At 66.7% G+C, this 18981-nt stretch carries 15 protein-coding genes and 1 pseudogene; 8 read left to right on the top strand and 8 right to left on the bottom strand.

The genetic code is table 11. The features are described from left to right. Positions 1–31 precede the first annotated feature (31 nt). A complete protein-coding gene (locus OPF83_RS09185) occupies positions 32–880 on the top strand; it encodes an SDR family oxidoreductase (RefSeq protein WP_264887109.1) in 849 nt (282 codons plus the stop codon). Positions 881–970: 90 nt separating this feature from the next. Here the strand turns inward: OPF83_RS09185 and OPF83_RS09180 are convergent. The 4 genes and pseudogenes from OPF83_RS09180 to ychF all read right to left on the bottom strand — a co-directional run. Further along, a pseudogene (locus tag OPF83_RS09180) lies at positions 971–1102 on the bottom strand (DinB family protein); the annotation flags it as partial. 315 nt (positions 1103–1417) lie between these two features. Next, positions 1418–4342: a DEAD/DEAH box helicase family protein gene (locus OPF83_RS09170; RefSeq protein WP_264887108.1), complete on the bottom strand. Its 2925-nt coding sequence runs from the start codon at positions 4340–4342 to the stop codon at positions 1418–1420. Beyond that, a complete protein-coding gene (locus OPF83_RS09165; RefSeq protein WP_264887107.1) occupies positions 4339–6246 on the bottom strand; it encodes a site-specific DNA-methyltransferase in 1908 nt (635 codons plus the stop codon). The genes OPF83_RS09170 and OPF83_RS09165 overlap by 4 nt, the downstream gene beginning before the upstream one ends. Before the next feature lie 31 nt (positions 6247–6277). After that, positions 6278–7375 (bottom strand): redox-regulated ATPase YchF, encoded by a 1098-nt coding sequence (ychF, locus tag OPF83_RS09160; protein ID WP_264887106.1) that lies wholly within the window; start codon positions 7373–7375, stop codon positions 6278–6280. Positions 7376–7473: 98 nt separating this feature from the next. Here ychF and OPF83_RS09155 point away from each other — a divergent pair, with 98 nt between their 5' ends. Together OPF83_RS09155 and OPF83_RS09150 are read left to right on the top strand one after the other, a co-directional pair. Then, entirely contained in the window at positions 7474–9090 is a 1617-nt protein-coding gene (locus OPF83_RS09155) for an AI-2E family transporter (RefSeq protein WP_264887105.1), read from the top strand. 11 nt (positions 9091–9101) lie between these two features. Next, a complete protein-coding gene (locus tag OPF83_RS09150) occupies positions 9102–9590 on the top strand; it encodes a DUF6542 domain-containing protein (protein ID WP_264887104.1) in 489 nt (162 codons plus the stop codon). Between the two features lie 145 nt (positions 9591–9735). Here the strand turns inward: OPF83_RS09150 and OPF83_RS09145 are convergent, their stop codons facing one another. Beyond that, on the bottom strand, positions 9736–10722 hold the full coding sequence (locus OPF83_RS09145; protein ID WP_264887103.1) for a 4-hydroxy-3-methylbut-2-enyl diphosphate reductase: 987 nt from the start codon (positions 10720–10722) through the stop codon (positions 9736–9738). 72 nt (positions 10723–10794) lie between these two features. Between OPF83_RS09145 and OPF83_RS09140 the strand changes: the two genes are divergently transcribed. Genes OPF83_RS09140 through OPF83_RS09130 form a run of 3 tightly spaced genes read left to right on the top strand, consistent with a single transcriptional unit; the run spans position 10795 to position 12706 of the window. Beyond that, positions 10795–11145: a hypothetical protein gene (locus OPF83_RS09140; RefSeq protein WP_264887102.1), complete on the top strand. Its 351-nt coding sequence runs from the start codon at positions 10795–10797 to the stop codon at positions 11143–11145. Next, the gene (gene xseA, locus OPF83_RS09135) at positions 11142–12464 is read left to right on the top strand and encodes an exodeoxyribonuclease VII large subunit (protein WP_264887101.1); all 1323 of its coding nucleotides are present in this window, start codon (positions 11142–11144) and stop codon (positions 12462–12464) included. The genes OPF83_RS09140 and xseA overlap by 4 nt, the downstream gene beginning before the upstream one ends. Further along, entirely contained in the window at positions 12464–12706 is a 243-nt protein-coding gene (locus OPF83_RS09130) for an exodeoxyribonuclease VII small subunit (RefSeq protein ID WP_264887100.1), read from the top strand. Before xseA ends, OPF83_RS09130 begins: the two co-directional genes overlap by 1 nt. Before the next feature lie 67 nt (positions 12707–12773). On the opposite strand, the gene OPF83_RS09125 is transcribed toward OPF83_RS09130, so the two are convergent. After that, entirely contained in the window at positions 12774–13334 is a 561-nt protein-coding gene (locus OPF83_RS09125; protein ID WP_264887099.1) for a DUF4245 domain-containing protein, read from the bottom strand. Positions 13335–13480: 146 nt separating this feature from the next. On the opposite strand from OPF83_RS09125, the gene glpX reads away from it, so the two are divergent. Together glpX and OPF83_RS09115 are read left to right on the top strand one after the other, a co-directional pair. Next, a complete protein-coding gene (glpX, locus tag OPF83_RS09120) occupies positions 13481–14488 on the top strand; it encodes a class II fructose-bisphosphatase (protein WP_264887098.1) in 1008 nt (335 codons plus the stop codon). Between the two features lie 134 nt (positions 14489–14622). Next, entirely contained in the window at positions 14623–16026 is a 1404-nt protein-coding gene (locus OPF83_RS09115; protein WP_264887097.1) for a class II fumarate hydratase, read from the top strand. Between the two features lie 122 nt (positions 16027–16148). Here OPF83_RS09115 and OPF83_RS09110 read toward each other — a convergent pair whose 3' ends face one another. Next, a complete protein-coding gene (locus tag OPF83_RS09110) occupies positions 16149–17504 on the bottom strand; it encodes a PhoH family protein (protein WP_264887096.1) in 1356 nt (451 codons plus the stop codon). 236 nt (positions 17505–17740) lie between these two features. Then, complete coding sequence (locus tag OPF83_RS09105) at positions 17741–18976, bottom strand: acetyl-CoA C-acetyltransferase (protein WP_264887175.1); 1236 nt, start codon at positions 18974–18976, stop codon at positions 17741–17743. Positions 18977–18981: the final 5 nt, after the last annotated feature.

Below are 18981 nucleotides of genomic sequence, written 5' to 3'. Positions count from 1 at the left end.
AGTTGTCATATCATCTATCGAAGGATTGCCCATGACCTACGCAGTCACCGGAGCCACCGGCCACCTCGGCGGACTCATCATCGACTCCCTCCTCTCGCGCGGTGTCGCCGCCGGCGACATCACGGCCGTCGTCCGTGACGAGGCCAAGGCGGCCCCGCTCGCCGCGAAGGGCGTGACGGTCGCGGTCGCCGCCTACGAGGACGTCCGGGCCCTGACCGACGCGCTGACGGGGGTCGAGCGTCTCGTGATGGTCTCCGGTAGTGAGGTCGGGAAGCGCCTGGCCCAGCACACCAACGTGATCGACGCCGCCAAGGCCGCCGGCGTGACCTTTATCGCCTACACGAGCCTGCTCCACGCCGATACCTCCCAGCTCGGCCTGGCGCCGGAGCACCTGGGGACTGAGAAGCTACTCGCCGACAGCGGGATCGACCACGCACTCCTCCGCAACGGCTGGTACTGGGAGAACTACGCCTCGGCACTCGACTCCGGCAAGGCGGCCGGGAAGTTCTTCGGCGCCGCCGGGGACGCCAAGGTGTCCGGCGCCGCGCGACGCGATTTCGCCGAAGCCGCTGCCATCGTCGTGACCGGCGAGAACCAGGCTGGCAAGGTCTATGAGCTCGCGGGCTCCCCCGCCCTGTCCTACCCCGAGATCGCCGCCGAGGTGGGCACTGTCCTCGGGACCGAGGTCGCCTACGTCAACCAGACGACCGACGAGTACGCGTCGACCCTCGAGAGCTTCGGACTGCCGGGCGAGGTGGCCGCGATGGTCGCCGGGATGGACGAGGCCATCGCCACCGGCGCCGTCTACTCCGAGAGCACTGACCTGCAGGATCTGCTCGGCCGCCCCTCGACCTCGGTCGCCGCGGCGCTGGCCCAGTAACGCGCCCATACATCCTCGTCGCACTGACGCCCCGGCCGCGCCGCCGGGGCGTCTGCGCGTCGGGGCGCGGCTCACCATGGGGTCGGGAACTCAGTCCGCTGATCCGATCCGGGAGAGAAGTGTTGCCGCGCCCGGCCCGTCGAGATCGGCATACTCCAATTTCCTGCCCGCCATCGCCATGAGGAGACTCTCCCCCGGACCCGTGACGGACGGATGTGGCCCCCGATAGACACCGCGAGCTTGTTCTGCGTGATCCCGAAGTCCTCGATGAAGACCTCCATCAGGATCGCTCCCGGGTGGATCGGCTCGATCAGGTCGGCCTCAGTGACAGTCGACGAGTTCGACATCTGCTGCACCTCCATCTCTCCAAACGAAGCAGAGTCGCTCGCTGCACAGTGCGATCCACGCGCTTAACGTACTGCTCATGCCAGATGCGCTCGGTGTCCTTGTTCCCGAACGATCTGATAACGAGCCCAGTGCACGACGGGGCGCCGTCATTAACGCTAGACGTTAAACCGGAACTACACTGTATGCGAGTTAGAACATTCGCTGTTGTTGAGAAGTGCTTACCTTCCGGAGACGCGCATAGTTGAGGAGATCAGTCACGGAGGCATTCTTCTTATGCCATTCGTTCACGATGCTCTCCCCGAGCAACACGTATGCCCACTCCCGACCATCGCGTTGTTCTTCCGGCAACTCATTGACCTGCTCGCACCATGCCAACGCCGCTTTCTGCTTTCGCTGCACGTTCTCGTCACTGAGCGCCGATTGTGCCTTGGTCTCGACGACGTAGATGGTGAACGGTGTGCGGATGAGGAAGTCTGGCGAGTACTGCGCCGGAATGCCATCGGCTTTCAGGTAGGGCCGACGAAGAAATTCGTGCCGGTACTCGTGCACCTTGGCCAGGGCTTCGATGCCCGAGTCCTTGTCGGCCCATCGGATGAAGCGTCGCTCAAGCCCTCCGCCTTGGGATGGGATCGGCAGTTTCGGATAGATGCACTTGTTGACTTCTTCGGCGGTGCTGCCACGAACCGGGATAGTGGTGACCTCAGACAGTGAGCGGTGCTGCACCTCGGCGGAAGCCACCACCTGGCTGTCCTGGAGTTCGACGAGCTTGGTGGCGAACGTTCCTGCGATGCTGTGCGCGACGTCGTCAAGCAGCAGTACGCGCCAGTTCTCTTCGCCCAGCGGGTCGAACTCTTGACCGAACAGGCGGTGACGGATGTAGCTGTCGAGCCAGCCGGTGAGCAGCGGGCGGTACGCCTGGAGAATTGGGAACTTTGCGTTCTCGTTGTACTTGCTCTGGCTTTTCGTCATCGTCCGGCCGAGCGCCTCGGTGATGCGCGTTGTCATACGCGAGAGGTAGTCGTTGTAGCCGGTGGCAGTGAGAACGCCGCCATCGACGCGGTAGTCGCCGTACTGTGTACCCGTTTCGGCGTCGTGCGAGACGAACCGGTCACCCTTGCCAACGGTCTTGATGATCAGGTCGAGCGGATACGGCGACGACGCAAGCTCGAGCGGATTGATGCTCGGCTGGCGCAGTTCCTCGTCGGCATCGCGCAATATGACAGGAATCTCGAAGTCGTACGCTTGGTAGCCAGCGCGCAGATCAACGTGCTCCAGGTCGCCGGTGGCACCGGTGCTGTCGGCGTCGTCACCGGATTCGACCATGAGCCCGCCTCTGAGCAGTTCATCGTAGAAATCGCTGAACGCCGGGTGCTCGACGATGAACAGCACGTCGAAGTAGTTGGTCGGTTCCAGCCCCTTAGTGATGCGCTCCCGAGTCTCCGCCTTAAGCTCGTCGATTGAGGGGTCGCCGCGCCACATCAGGCGCAAGCCCCGCCCGATCGTCTGCTCCAGCAGGATGGATGCCTGTGACGAGCGCAGCGGCACGATGACTGCGATATTGCTGACGTCGAATCCTTCACGGAGCATGAGTACCGAGACAATGACCTTGGGCTGCTTGTGTCGGTCGACGTCGAATAGTTTCTCACGGATCGGCTCCCAGTCCTTCGGGCCAAGCTCAGCCTTGCGGCCGGAGTCGACACGCAGGATGTCGTCCTCCGAAAGTCCGGTGCTCTGGAGGTACTCGACGACGTGCGGTGTGACGTTGGTGTCCTCGCAGACCACCAGCAGCTTCGGATGCTTGTCCGGATCGGCGTCGGCGAACTGTTCTTCGAGGATCTGGAGCTTCTTCAGGCCAGCCTGGAGCATGACGCGCTGACCGCTCGACAAGCCGGTGACGCGCTTCTGCTCATCGCGCTCCGCTTTGAAGTCCAGTGGTAGCGCGGCGATCTCCTTGCGCTTATCGAGCGCAAGCGACTTAACGAGTCCGGCGCGCATGGCGGACTTAAGGTCGAAGTCGACGACGATGTGAGGGAAGTATGCCTTGCCCTTCGAGCGCCCCGATCCGACCTCGTTGTAAGGGGTCGCGGAAAAGTCGATCTGGATGAAACGGCGTCCCTTTGTAGAGGCGATCTCACTCAGGCTCTTCTGCCACTCGACGTCGGTGACTTCATCAGCCTTGCGCACCTCATGGATGTGGTGCGCCTCGTCGTTAAACACCACGAGATCGGGCAGGTCTTTCAGCGCTTGGAGTGGGCCACCCCGCAGAAACCGTCGGTCCAGCACATCGAGCGCGTTCCCGGCGTTCTTGCCAGGAGTGACCGGGAAGAAACTCTCGACTGCGGCCTTCGGGTCGATCTCGGCGCCAGGCGCTTCGACCTCGTCATCGTCGAGAAAGTGGGGGTCTTCCTTGCCTGCGAGCAGATGCCAGTTTGTGATCGCGATCAGGCCCGATCCGGTGACTTTACGACCGATCTCGGTCTTGGTGACGACGGAGGACTGGAGAAACGTGAAGACCTGCGTGCGGTAGGTGTCCGGGATGAACAGATCCTGCTGACGGTAGATGTCGCTCGTGGAAAAGTCTCGCTCACCATTCTGCTCCTTACCCTGGAACGAGTCGAGGAGCCGGTCGTACACAATGAGACCCGGTGCAACAAGCAGGAAGTTACTGGAGAAGCGAGGATCCTGCGGGTTCGCGAGCTTGTTCAGGTACTGCCAGACCAGCAGGGCGTTGAGCACCCACGTCTTACCAGTCCCCGTAGCCATCTTCGCCGCATACTTCGGATGGTCGTGGCGGTCGCGCGTCACCTCTCCAAGCACGCCGCCCTCAAGCATCGCTTCCGGAGCGACTGCCTCGTAGAGATCACGGAGACGAGTCGTGCCGAGAACCTCGTGCGCGTAAATCATGTGGAAGATCGCGGCGCGCTGCCCGGCGTGGAAGTTCAACTCTCGGAGTTCGCAGTAGTCCTGCTGGAACCAGAAATGCAGCAGCTCGGCCGTCACAGGGGTGACCTGGTCGAGCAGGTTCGAGCCTGTGCCATCGACAACCCCGGGAATAAGCGGCTCAACCACCGCAGAAAGCCCCTTGGCAAGCGGGAAGTCAGCAAAGCCGCTCACGGCTGCACCTCCACACCTGAGATAACAACCTCAGACTCGAAACCGAACACGTCAACCGCACGAACACAGACTGTGCGCGGATCATCCGCACGAGGTAGGTCGAGTACTGCGGTCGTGACGACCCGCAGCTCATCGCCGTCGTTCTCGGTGTTGCCCCGGTAGTCCTGCCAGACCGAGCGGAACACCTGGCCGTCGTAGTCGGGATCGACCGCCCAGTACTCAATGAGCGCCAGTGGCTCGGTGTTCATCACGTCCTGGAGCTTTGCTCGGCTTGCCGGATCGAGGTTGATCGCATCCGGTGACAGCAGCACGTAGTTCTCCAGGTTCACTGCCAGAGACTCACGCCCTCCGTCCGTGGTGCGCGCGGCAACCTCGGCCTGGAGGTACTGCAAGCTGGAGAAACGCACATCGGAAGCGAGCTTTTCCGCTCCCTTTTTCTTCAGACGATCAAGCAGATCCGGTGGGATCACCAGCACCTCGAGGTTTGGGTCGTTGAGGTCGTTGATGTCTTGTCCGATACCGGCAGAGAAGTTCCAGCCGAGCACAACGACCTTGTCGAAGCCACCCATCTTGACTTCGCGATAGCCCTGTGCTCGCTTCAGCGTCGAGATCGTGGTCAGGCGCGATGGGCTGTCCGCATAGACAAGCGTGCGCGTGCCGGGCAACCGGCCAAGGCTGCCGTTCACGTTCTCTTCGGGCGGCAGGGGAAGCGCACCGAAGAGGTCGAGCACCACTTTTGCAAGATCGCCGACACGGAACGAGCGCCCAAGTGTCGAACGTGCTTGCTCCACCTGGTAGTCACCTATGGCCTGATATAGGAAGGGCTTCGCATCACGATCAATTAAACGCTTTCGAGTAACCATCGTCGCAGGCTTTCCCAAGTCTGTAGCGATCCATCGCCGCCCAACGGCCTCTGCCGCAGCTGCAGTTGTGCCTGACCCTACGAAGAAATCCGCCACTAGACCACCCTCTGGTGTAGCAGCTTTTATTATCCTTTCTAGGAGCGCGGTAGGCTTCTGCGTTGCATAGTCAACGCGCTCCGGATCTGCTTGATGAAGAGAGTTTAGGTCACTCCAGACGTCGTCTAGGGCGCGCCCCTCATCCGCGTAGTAACGATAGACACGGCCGTCACTCCAGCGCCCTTCGCGATAACGTCTGCCGTCGTCGTCGATTTTGCGGAAATTCAACTCCAACGAAGCTGGCTCGTGCGGTACACGAACAGCGTCGAGGTTGAGAAAATACTGGTCAGTCTTTCCATAAAAGTATATTGCATCGTGCTTTCGACCGAACGCAGATTTACCTCTTGCTCCAAACTTGTAGGTCCAGATTACCTCGTTAATGAAGTTCTCTTTCCCAAAGATCTCATCGAGAACGATCTTCACATAGTGCCCGACATGCCAGTCCAGATGCACGAAGATCGATCCTCGATCGGAGAGCAGCTCCCTCATCAAGACTAGCCGCGGAACGATCATTGAAAGATAAGAAGCCGTTCCACCCGCCCACGTGTCCGAGTAAGCGAATTGCTCAAGCACGGCCGGCTTCTGGCTGATCGTTGCGCCGGGCAATCTGACCTTGGTTCGGTAGTCGGCCTTGGAGTCAAACGGCGGGTCGATGTAAATCAAATCGATCTTGCCGCGCAGGCTCGGCGTGTCCTCATCGCCCGCGAGAAGTGCGGCCATCGCAAGTAGGTTGTCGCCATAGATCAGACGGTTGGGTGTCTCGGCCGCGTCGGCGCCATCGTTACCCCAGTAATTGAAGCCGCCTCGATCCTTCGAAGGGACCACGAGCTCACGAGTCTGCAGGCTTACCCGGTTCCGTCCCTCCAGCTGCTCCAGGATCTGTGCCGCTTGGCGCTTACCTGCTACGACGATGCCGGGCAGCTGCTCTAGCAAGGACTTGCTCATGCCCATTGCTCCTCTGTGAGATTGATGATCATCACTTCTTACTCCCAGACGTTAATCCTGTCCTAAACTCCACCACGTCCCCGTCGACCATCACGTAGTCCTTGCCCTCCATGCGCACCTTGCCGGCGGCCTTGGCCGCGGCCATCGAGCCGGCCTCGTCGAGGTCGGAGAACGACACGATCTCGGCCTTGATGAAGCCCTTCTCGAAGTCGGTGTGGATCACGCCGGCAGCCTTGGGGGCGGTGTCGCCCTTGCGGATGGTCCAGGCGCGGGACTCCTTGGGGCCGGCGGTGAGGTAGGTCTGCAGGCCGAGGGTGTGGAAGCCCGCGCGGGCAAGAGCCGCCAGACCGGGCTCGGTCTGGCCGATCGACTCGAGCAGCTCCATGGCGTCGTCCTCGTCGAGCTCGAGCAGCTCGGCCTCGACCTTGGCGTCGAGGAACACCGCGTCGGCGGGCGCGACGGCGGCGGCCAGCTCGGCCTTGCGCTCGTCGCTGGTCAGCACCGACTCGTCGGCATTGAACACGTAGAGGAACGGCTTGGCCGTCATGAGGTGCAGATCGCGTAGCAGACTGCGGTCTATCTCGTCCTGCGCCTTGAACAGGGTGCGCCCGTCCTCGAGCACAGCCTGAGCCTTGCGGACCTCGTCCAGGACCGGCGCGAGGGACTTGTCCTTACGGGAGTCCTTCTCCAGGCGCGGGATCGCCTTCTCGATGGTCTCGAGGTCCGCGAGGATCAGCTCGGTGGCGATCACCTCGATGTCGGCCATGGGATCGACCTTCCCGTCGACGTGGATCACGTCGGGGTCGTCGAACACGCGCACCACCTGACAGATGGCGTCGGCCTCGCGGATGTTGGCGAGGAACTTGTTGCCCATCCCCTCACCGGTGCTCGCGCCCTTGACGATCCCGGCGATGTCCACGAAGGACACCACGGCGGGCAGGATCCGCTCGGAGCCGAAGATCTCGGCCAGGCGGTTCAGCCGGGGATCGGGGAGGTCGACGACACCGACGTTCGGCTCGATCGTGGCGAACGGGTAGTTCGCCGCGAGCACGTCGTTGTTCGTCAGGGCGTTGAACAGGGTCGACTTACCGACGTTGGGCAGTCCGACGATTCCGAGGGTGAGGCTCACGGGTCCCGAGTCTACGTCCCACTCCCCTTCGCGCCCGCCTCGCCACCCTCAGCCGGTTCACAGGGCACCACCTCGATCCCTCTGACATCATGAATCCCATGAGTGACGTGCCGGTACGACCTCCCGCACAAGCAGGCGACGACGACCACGTGGACAGGTCGGTGCTGCTCGGCATCGGCGGTCGGTGGCTCACCGACTGGGCCCTGCGCCTGGCGATCGTCCTCGTGGCCGGATGGCTGCTCTCCCGGGTCGGCGGCGCGCTGTGGGTCGGCATCCTGCCGATCCTCCTGGCGTTGATCATCTCGACGGTGCTGTGGCCGCCCACGGGATGGATGGTCCGCCACAAGGTGCCGGCGTCGCTGGCGGCGCTCATCTCGACCGTGGGTGCTCTGGGCCTCATCTCCGGCGTCATCGCCCTCATCGCGCCGTCGGTCGTCTCGCAGAGCGTGCAGCTGGCGGACCAGACGTCGGAAGCCATCGACAAGGTCCGCGACTGGCTGCGGGGCGAGCCACTCAACATCCGTGACGAGCAGCTTGCCGGCGTGCTCAACCAGCTCAGCTCGACGCTCCAGGACCGCGGCGAACAGATCGCCTCGGGTGTGTTCACCGGCGTCACCGCGGTCGGCTCGGTCGTCGTCACGCTGGTCATGGTGCTGGTGCTGACGTTCTTCTTCATCAAGGACGGCCCGCGCTTCCTGCCGTTCGTCCGCCGCATCGCGGGCCGGAACGCCGGCCGGCACCTCACCGAGGTCCTCACCCGCAGTTGGAACACGCTCGGCGGCTTCATCCGCACGCAGGCGATCGTCTCGTTCGTCGACGCCACTCTCATCGGCCTCGCGCTGGTGATCCTGGGGGTGCCGCTGGCCTGGGCGCTGGCGGTCATCACGTTCATCGCCGGCTTCATCCCCATCGTCGGTGCGTTCACCGCCGGCGCGCTCGCGGTCCTCATCGCCCTGGTGGCCAACGGGTTCACCACCGCGATCATCGTGCTGGTGGTGATCGTGGCCGTACAGCAGCTCGAGGGCAACATTCTCCAGCCGATCCTCCAGTCGCGCGCGATGAACCTCCATCCGGTCGTCGTGCTGTTGGGTGTGGCCGCCGGCAGCACGCTGTACGGGATCATCGGAGCGTTCCTCGCGGTACCGGTGCTCGCGGTCGTGGCGGTGATCCTGCGCTACATCGGTGAGCAGATCGACCTGCGTACCGGCGACGTCACCGCGTCCGATCTCGCCTCGGCGACGGACGAGGGTCGGTTGACGGCGTGGCTCGGCGAGATGTCGAGCTCCCGATTCGCGCCGCTGCGCAAGAGCAGCAGCGCGATCATGGCCGGGATGATGGACGAGAAGCCCCACATCGCCGCGCAGGGAACCGCCGCAGCGAACCTCGCCCCCGGTTCCGGGGTCGGTACGGGGGTCGACGACGACGAGACCTACTCCTCCCAGAGCGGCAGCGACGCAGCGCAGCATCCCGGTGGGCTGCCCGGGCCTGGCTCGCTCATCACGGATTCCGGCCCCGACGCACCGGACACCGCCACGCGCGGCTCCGCGGCGGGCGGCTCCGCGGCGGGCGGCTCCGTGGTGGGCACCTCCGCGGCGGGCGGCTCCCCTGAGGGCGCATCAGCCATCGCACCGGAAGACGCGGCATCACAGCTCGAGGACAAACCCAACCCACTACGTCGGTTCGGCCGATTCCTCGCTCGCCGGCTCGAGGGATAGAGTCACGTCCCGTGAGTAGACGTAGGAGTGGACGAGTGCCCGCGGAGGACAGGTCTGTGCTGTCCTCGTTGCGCGGGCTGCCCGCGTGGACGGCGGTCCTCCTGGCTGCCGCCATCTCGCTGACCGGCGTGGCCATCGACTCACTGTCCGGTGAGCTCGGTGCCGCGTTCACGGTCGCGTTCTTCGTCGGCTGTGTCCTGGCCGTGTTGGCGGTCGCCCGACGGTCGGTCTTCGTGGCCGGGGTCCAGCCCCCGATCATGATGGCCGTGCTCGTGCCCCTCGTGTACGTGATCGCCGGTGTCGGGGCCGGTGCGGAACTGTTCTCCCGGAGTCAGATCGTCGCGATCGCCCTGCCACTGGCGACACGGTTCCCGTTGATGATCGCGACCACCGTCGTCGTCGTCGCCCTCGCACTGATCCGCGCCTTCATCCTCGAGCCGCGCACCTCACGCCCCGCACCACGCGGAGCGCGGTACACGGCGTCCCACGCGCGGCGCTGACGCGTCACGACCGACACCTCACACCACCGACCGATAACTCGCACCGACGACGAAGCCCCGTCGCTCCCCATGACAAGTCGGGGACGACGGGGCTCTCGCGTCAGGCGTCGAGCGCGACTGCACCGTGCGCTCGGACGGCGCTGGCTCAGGCCTTGTTCTTCTCCGTGATCCGGAGCTCGCGCGGCAGGGCGAACGTGATGGTCTCCTGCGCGGTGCGCACCGTGGAGACATCGCCGAAGCCGTGCTCGGCGAGCAGGTCCACGACACCGCGGACGAGGATCTCGGGGACAGAGGCGCCCGAGGTGACGCCCACGGTGGTCACCCCATCGAGCCAGTCGAGGTCGATCTCCTTGGCGTAGTCCACGAGGTGCGAGGCGCGGGCTCCGGCCTGGAGCGCCACCTCGACCAACCGGACGGAGTTGGAGGAGTTCTTGGAGCCCACCACGATCACCAGGTCACAGTCGGGCGCCATGGCCTTGACCGCACTCTGCCGGTTCTGCGTGGCGTAGCAGATGTCGTCCGACGGCGGGTCGATGAGCGTCGGGTACTTCTCCTTGAGACGGCGGACCGTCTCCATGGTCTCGTCCACACTCAGAGTGGTCTGGGAGAGCCAGATGAGCTTCTCGGTCTCGACGGGCATGTCGAGACTGTCCACGGAATCCGGTCCGTCGACGAGCGTCACCACGTCGGGCGCCTCACCTGCGGTGCCCTCGACCTCCTCATGGCCCTCGTGGCCCACAAGCAGGATCTTGTACCCCTCTCGGGCGAAGCGCTTGACCTCGGTGTGGACCTTGGTCACCAGCGGGCAGGTGGCGTCGAAGGTCCGCAGTTCCAGGTTCTTGGCGCTCTCGCGCACCGCCGGGGACACCCCGTGGGCGGAGAACACGAGGTTCGCCCCGTGAGGGACCTCGTCGGTCTCGTCGACGAAGATCACGCCGCGGTCGGTGAACTGCTCCACCACGTACTTGTTGTGGACGATCTCCTTGCGCATGTACAGCGGTGCGCCGTGCTTCTCCAGGGCCTTCTCGACGGTCTCGACGGCCCGGTCGACACCGGCACAGTAGCCACGCGGTTCCGCGAGAAGAACCCGCTTGGTGGCCGGTTCGGCGATCATGTCGGTCTGCTCGGTCATACTCCCAGGGTACGGTTCATAGAGGATTTCGACCATTTGCTCACCCGGCCGCCCCCGGGCAGGAAGGTTCGCATGCTTCGTCCCCTCTTCCTCACCCGCGCGTCGATCGGCCTCGCGGCCAGTGCCGTGGAGGCCGCGGTGGCGCTCCCCGCGCGCACCGTGGAGACCGTCTCTGCCCTGCCCGGCCTGCCGGTCAAGGTCGCCGGCAATCTGGTGCAGTCCTACCTCCACGCAGGTCAGGCGCTCACCGAGCTCGCACTCAAGGGCGATGCCGTGATCGCGTCGGTTTTCCCGCCCAGGTCCGCCCAACCCGAGTGGGCCACCTTCGACGAGGACGTCCCGGTGGACGTCACCCAGATCGGCGAGGACGAGCCCGCGGACCGGGACGTCCCGATCGGCCGCATCACCCCCCGCGACGCGTGAGCAGGTCCGGTCCGGCCCAGCCGAGCAGCCCGGAACAGCCGTGGCCGGTCCGGGTCGTCTCCGATCAGATCGCTGCCTGGATCCACCGTCTCGGCGCGGTGTGGGTCGAGGGACAGATCACCCAGCTGAGCCTGCGCCCCGGCACACGGACCGCGTTCCTCACGCTGCGTGATCCCTCGGTCGACAACTCGCTCACCCTCACCTGCCCACCCAAACTCATCTCCGAGGCGCCCGTGCCCGTCACCGAGGGCAGCCGCGTCGTGGTGCGCGGGACCCCGCGCTTCTACACCGGCCGCGGCTCGTTCTCCCTGCAGGTCACCGAGATCCGCCCCGTCGGCGTCGGCGAACTGCTCGCCCGGATCGAACGGCTCAAGCAGGCCCTCGCCGCGGAGGGACTCTTCGACCCGCGACTCAAGCGGCCGCTGCCGTTCCTGCCCACGTGTATCGGCCTGATCACCGGTCGCGCGAGTGCCGCCGAGCGCGACGTGGTAGAGGTGGCCCGCGGACGGTGGCCCGACGTCCGGTTCGCCGTGCGCAACACGGCCGTGCAGGGGGTGTCCGCCGTGCCGCAGATCCTCGACGCGCTGGCGGAGCTCGACGCCGACCCCGTCGTCGACGTAATCATCCTCGCGCGCGGCGGAGGGTCGGTCGAGGACCTCCTCCCCTTCTCCGACGAGGCCCTGATCCGCGCCATCTCGCGGTGTCGGACGCCCGTCGTCAGCGCGATCGGCCACGAACCGGACTCTCCCCTGTCCGACCTGGTCGCCGACCTGCGCGCCGCCACTCCCACCGACGCCGCCAAGCGCGTCGTGCCGGACGTCGCCGAGGAACGCCGCCGCATCGCCGAGGCGCGCTCCCGCACCGCCCGCGCCCTGCGAGCCTGGGTGGACCGCGAGCAGCACCAGCTCGGTGCCCTGCGCTCCCGCCCCGTCCTGGCCGATCCGTACGGTCTCGTCAATTCACGGGCAGAGATCGTCGCCGAGGCACTACGCGCCGCCCGACGCGACGTCACCCGGATCATCGACGCCGGGTCCTCGTCGCTGGGTCACCTGTCCGCCCGCCTGACCACTCTCGGCCCGGCGGCGACCCTCGCCCGCGGCTACGCGGTCGTGCAGACCGTCGCCGGCAACGACGACGGCCGGGTGGTCTCGACCATCGCCGACGCTCCGCCCGGTTCGCAGCTGCGCATCCGCGTGTCCGACGGCGCACTGTCCGCCGCGGTGCTCGGCGCCACCCCGGCGGCCGGACGGTCGAAAACCGTTCCCGACACCGCCGATGACCCCGAATCCACCTCCCCTACCTCCGAGGAGCAGTCCTGATGTCTGACGAACAGACCCCCATTGCGGAGCTCGGATACGAGCAGGCACGTGACGAGCTGATCGAGGTCGTGCGGATCCTCGAGGCCGGCGGCCAGGATCTCGACTCTTCGCTCGCCCTGTGGGAACGGGGCGAGGAACTCGCAGCAAGGTGCACCGAACACCTCGACGGCGCACGTAAGCGGATCGACGCGGTGCTCGGAGAGGACGACTCCGCCGACGGCGAGGAGCCCGGGCGCAGCTGAGCCTCCGGCGCCGAGGGGCCAAGGTACTGTCTCGGGGGCCCGGGCGTCAGGGCCCGGGCCTTCGCGACTACCGCGCCGGCAGTGGCTCGGCGTCCTGAACCGAGGCGGCCATCGTCTCGAAGTCGGACGTCGGTGCCGAACCGGTGATCCCCAGTCGAACGTCGCCCGTGTCGAGCACCCACACCGGACGCACGTCGTCGCCGGTGTAGATCGACCACTCTGTTCCGGCGACGGGGATCATGGTCCTGCTCGGACGCGGCTCGCCGTCCACCGAGCGGAGGACGTCCTCGGGCGCGTCCGACTGGATGAGTTCGATGTAGGTGCGGTCCCCGGTCACCCAGCCGGTGTGGCTGGAGGTGAAGCTGCTGATGCCCTGGACACGGCCCGAGTTCGACGTCCAGCCCTCCGGAACCTCGGGTAGCCGGATCGGGAACCCGAGGGTCTGGGCGTCCTTCTCCAGTGACGCCTGAGCGTCGAATTCCCGGACAGGGCCCTGATCGGGTCCCGTCGGGGAGAACGAGCACATACCGGTGATACCGGCAAAGGCCCCGACGATCGCCATGAGCACCACCATCGACCAGAACATGTCGCGGTTGCCCTGCAGGATTCTCGGTTTCGCCTCAGCCACGGCCGTCAGTATCCCACCTCGACACGGCGCGCCCGACGGTCGGTCTCCCGGTGTCCTGTCGACATGGAAGAATGTGCGACGACCACCACATCCGATCCGCGCCCGTCTCGTGAGGGCGCAGAGCCATCCGAGGAGCTCCCCCAGACATGTCAGACGCCAAGCGCCCCGATCGTAATCTCGCTATGGAGCTGGTCCGCGTGACCGAGGCCGCCGCGCTGGCAGCCGGCCGCTGGGTCGGGCGGGGCGACAAGAACGGAGGCGACGGCGCGGCGGTGGACGCGATGCGGTCACTCATCTCGACCGTCGAGATGGACGGCGTCGTGGTGATCGGCGAGGGCGAGAAGGACGAGGCGCCCATGCTCTACAACGGCGAGAAGGTCGGAACCGGCGAGGGCCCCGCCGTCGACGTGGCGGTCGACCCCATCGACGGCACCCGCCTCATGGCCGAGGGCCGCCCCAACTCGATCGCCGTGATCGCGGTGGCCGAGCGTGGCGCGATGTTCGACCCGTCTGCCGTCTTCTACATGCGCAAGATCGCTGTGGGTCCGGACGCCGTCGGCAAGATCGACATCTCCAAGTCCACCGAGTGGAACATCCGGTCCGTGGCCGAGGCCAAGAACATGCACGTAGGGGACCTGACGGTGTGCGTGCTCGACCGTCCCCGCCATGCGGATCTCATCGCCGAGATCCGGGCCGCCGGCGCCAAGGTGCGCCTCATCATGGACGGCGACGTGGCCGGTGGCGTCGCCGCGGCCTCCGAGGACAGCTCGGTCGACATGCTCATGGGCATCGGCGGCACCCCCGAGGGCATCATCACGGCGTGTGCCATGAAGTGCATGGGCGGCGAGATCCAGGGTCAGCTGTGGCCGCAGGACGACGCAGAGCGCCAGAAGGCCGTCGACGCCGGCCTCGACGTGGACGCCTATCTCGGTAACGACGACCTGGTGAAGGGCGACAACTGCTTCTTCGCCGCCACCGGCATCACCGACGGCGACATGGTGGGTGGCGTGGTCTATCGCGCCAGCGGCGCAATCACCCGATCGCTGGTCATGCGCTCCAAGTCCGGCACGGTCCGCCACGTCGAGGCGCGCCACAAGATGGAGAAGCTCCGCGAGTTCTCGGCCGTCGACTACGGCCAGGGCGAGGACGACTGAGTTCGCCCTACCACTGACACGACCAGCGTCCCGCGTACCAGGCCTCCTGCCGAGGTACGCGGGACGCGTCGCATTTCCCGCGGCTACACCGCGGTCGCCTGCAGGGAATCCCGGGCGGGCCTACGCTGGGGATCATGGCCGATCAGAGTGGATTCCGAATCGAACACGACACGATGGGTGAGGTCCGCGTCCCCGCCGATGCACTGTGGCGGGCGCAGACCCAGCGCGCGGTGGAGAACTTCCCTGTCTCGGGTCGGGGCCTGGAGCGGGCCCAGATCCGTGCACTCGGACTCCTCAAGTCCGCCTGCGCCACGGTCAACGGCCAGCTCGGATTGCTGGACCAGTCCAAGGTCGACGCGATCGTTGCGGCGGCGGATCGCATCGCCGCAGGCGAGGTGGACGAGCACTTCCCGGTCGACGTATTCCAGACCGGATCGGGCACCAGCTCGAACATGAACACCAACGAGGTGATCGCCTCGTTGTGCGCCGCCGAGGGCGTCACCGTCCACCCGAACGACGACGTGAACATGTCGCAGTCGTCCAACGACACCTTCCCCACCGCCACCCATGTGGCGTCGACGGAGGTCGTGATCAGTGACCTCCTCCCCGCTCTCATGACTCTGGCGGAGTCGTTCGAGGCCAAGGCCGAGCAGTGGCGCGAGGTCGTCAAGTCCGGACGCACTCACCTCATGGACGCCGTACCCGTCACGCTGGGCCAGGAGTTCGGCGGGTACGCCCGCCAGATCCGGGCAGGCATCGAGCGGGTCACCGCGACGCTGCCTCGCGTCGGGGAACTCCCGATCGGCGGAACGGCCGCGGGCACCGGGCTCAACGCGCCGGACGGCTTCGGCTCCGCTGTGGTCGAGCAGCTGCGATCGCTGACCGGGCTCGAGGAACTGCGCTTGTCGGTGGATCCGTTCGAGGCCCAGGCCGCACGCGACGGCCTTGTCGAGTTGTCCGGCGCGATGCGCACCGTCGCGGTCTCGCTCACGAAAATCGCCAACGACATCCGGTGGATGGGATCCGGCCCCTTGACCGGACTCGGAGAGGTCCATCTTCCCGACCTCCAGCCCGGATCGTCGATCATGCCGGGCAAGGTCAACCCGGTACTGTGCGAGACCATCTCGCAGGTCGCCGCCCAGGTCGTCGGTAACGACGCGACGGTCGCATGGGCGGGCGCGAGCGGGGCCTTCGAGCTCAACGTGGCGATCCCCGTCATGGCCCGCAACGTCCTCGAGTCCGTTCGCATCCTGTCCACGTCGACGGTGCTTTTCGCCGAGCGGTGCATCGACGGGATTGAGCCCAACACCGATCACCTGCGTCGACTCGCGGAGTCGTCGCCCTCCATCGTCACTCCGCTCAACTCCGCGATCGGCTACGAGGAGGCGGCCCGGGTCGCCAAGCACGCGCTCGCCGAGGGGATCACGATCCGGGAGGCCGTCATCGCGCTCGGTTTCGTCCCGGATCCGCTGAGCGAGGACGAGCTCGACCGCCGACTGGATGTGCTCGGCATGGCCGGGCTCGACCGGAAGCGTTAGACCCCGGGGGGTCGTCGGACCACTGCCGCGTCCCCTGCCGCGGTCACCGACGCGCTGAAGGCCGGACCCGCTCTCGGGTCCGGCCTTCACCGCTGTCTGACTGATGTGTGGCGGCGCCGGGATCAGGCCGCGCGGATGCGGCGGAGCTCTCCCGGCGTGCCGTCGGGGTGGAACTCCTCGAGCATAGTCGTCACGAGCTCGGCGATCGCCGACCGCTCGGAACGGCTCAGCGTGATGTGCGCGAACAGCGGGTGCCCCTTGAGCTTCTCGACCACCGCCTGGATGCCGTCGTGACGACCGACGCGGAGGTTGTCGCGCTGCGCCACATCGTGGGTGAGCACCACCCGGGAGCCGGTGCCCAGGCGCGAGAGCACCGTCAGCAGGACGTTGCGCTCGAGGGACTGCGCCTCGTCGACGATCACGAACGAGTCGTGCAGGCTGCGTCCGCGGATGTGGGTCAGGGGAAGCACCTCGAGGATGTCGCGGTCCATCACCTCGTCGATGACGTTCTCGCTGACCAGCCCCTCGAGGGTGTCGAACACGGCCTGCGACCAGGGCGACATCTTCTCCGACTCGCTTCCCGGAAGGTATCCGAGCTCCTGTCCGCCGACCGCGTAGAGCGGGCGGAAGACGACGATCTTGCGGTGGCGGCGACGCTCGAGCACCGACTCCAGTCCGGCGCACAGGGCCAGCGCGGACTTGCCGGTGCCCGCCCGGCCGCCGAGCGAGACGATGCCGACCGATTCGTCGAGGAGGCAGTCGATCGCGATCCGCTGCTCCGCTGAGCGTCCGCGGAGTCCGAACACCTCGACGTCGCCCCGCACGAGCTTGAGCCCGCCGTCGTCGGTGACCCGAGCTAGGGCGGAGGACGACTCGGTCTGGACGCGGATCCCGCAGTGCACGGGCGTGTCGGCATCGAGTCCGGCAGCACGTGCCGCCAGTGGGCTGACCTTGCCGGTGGAGAACAGGTCGTCGACGAGGTCCTGGGTGGCCGGCAGGTCACTGACCCCGTTGTAGCCGGTCAGCACCACGTCCTGGGCGTGGTACTCGTCGGCCGGAAGCCCCACCGAGCCCGCCTTGACGCGGAGCGGGATGTCCTTGGACACCAGGACGGTCTCGGCTCCCTCCGCCCGCAGGTTGAGCGCGCACGCGAGGATCCGCGAGTCGTTCCCGGTGTTCCGGAAACCGGAGGGCAGAACGGACTGATCGGTGTGGTTGAGCTCGACGCGCAGCGTTCCCCCGACCTCGGTGACGATCAGGTCCCCGTCGAGGCGACCGTGACGCAGCCTCAGATCCTCCAACAGGCGCAGCGCCTCCCGGGCGAAGTAGCCGAGCTCGGGATGGTGACGCTTGTCCTCGAGTTCCCCGATCACGGCGATGGGCAGAACAACGTGGTGCTCGGCGAATCGGGTGACGGCCCACGGGTCGGACAGTAGAACCGAGGTGTCGAGGACGTAGGTACGTACGGTGTCGGTCACGGTGCGCTCCTGTCCCGCGGCACCCGCGGGCGGTTCGGGATGGACCGGTCGGACCAGGTCACCTCGCGGTGACGGGGCCGGGTGCCGGCCCCCTCCCGATCGCGTCTGACGATCATCGGCTGGGACCTCCCGACGGTCGGCTTCCCCACCGACCGTTGGGTGCGACGCTACGCCGCGGAGGTGAGAATCACATGACTGTGAGTAAATAAGTCGTGAACACCCGGCACCGAGGTGAATCAGACCCGTTCGAACGCCGCCGCCAGCCCCTGGCCCCCGCCGAGGCACATGGTCTCCAGCGCGTAGCGGCCGCCGCGTCGGTCGAGCTCGCGGGACATGGTGGCGAGGATGCGCGCGCCGGTGGCCCCTACGGGGTGGCCGAGCGAGATACCGGAGCCGTGCACGTTGAGCCGCTCGCGGTCGGCGACGGTGAAGCCGGACCCTGCTTCCCATTCGCGCAGGCACGCCAGCACCTGGGCGGCGAAGGCCTCGTTGAGCTCGATGAGGTCGAAGTCGGCCAGGCGGAGGTCGAGGTCGGACAGCAACGTCGCCGTGGCGGGGACGGGGCCGATCCCCATGCGCGCGGGGTGGACCCCGGTAACGGCCCACTCGAGGAGACGCACGAAGGCCCGCAGGCCGAGCTCGCCGGCGCGCCGTCGTGTCGTCACGACACACACCGCGGCGCCGTCGTTCTCCCCCGAGGCGTTGCCGGCGGTCACCGTGGCCGCCGGGTCGACGCGGGACCGGACGGGTCGCAGGGCGGCGAGGGAGTCGGCGGTGACACCTCGGCGGGGGTGCTCGTCGGTATCGACGACGACGACGTCGCCCCGTCCCCTGTCGACCTGCACGGGCACGATCTCCTCGCTGAACACCCCGGAGTCCTGGGCCGAGATCGCGCGGCGCTGACTCTCGGCGGCGAGCTCGTCCTGCTCCGCCCGGCTGATGCCGTACTCGGCCCGCAGGTTCTCGGCCGTTTCGAGCATCCCGCCCTCGACCGGGTGGTCCCTGCCGCCGGAGGTGACCCGCCCGCGGGCGATGCGGTCGATGAACTCGACCCTGTCGCCGCGGACCCCGCCCCGCAGGCCCAGGGAGTAGAACTCGCTGCCCGACATCGACTCGGCGCCGCCAGCGATCACCACGTCACTGACGCCAATAGCGACCTGCATGGCCGCGGTGAGCACCGCCTGGAGTCCCGAGCCGCAGCGGCGGTCGATCTGGATCCCCGGGGTGGCAATGTCCAGGCCGGCGTCGAGGGCGGCCACCCGGCCGATCGCCGGGGCCTCGCCGTTGGGGTAGCACTGGCCCAGGACCACGTCGTCGACGTCGGTCGGACCGAGGCCGGTGCGCTCGACGAGTCCCCGGATCGCGGCGGCGGCGAGGTCCGAGGCCTGCAGCGGGGCGAACGCGCCGTGGCGGCGGCCGACCGGGGTCCGGACGGGTTCGCACACCACCACGTCGGCCAGCGCCTCGGCCATGCGGG

It is taken from the genome of Dietzia sp. NCCP-2495, assembly GCF_026011735.1.
Lineage (GTDB): Bacteria > Actinomycetota > Actinomycetes > Mycobacteriales > Mycobacteriaceae > Dietzia.
The sequence above is the reverse complement of the archived record's forward strand: the minus strand, read 5'-3'. Positions and strand labels throughout refer to the sequence as shown.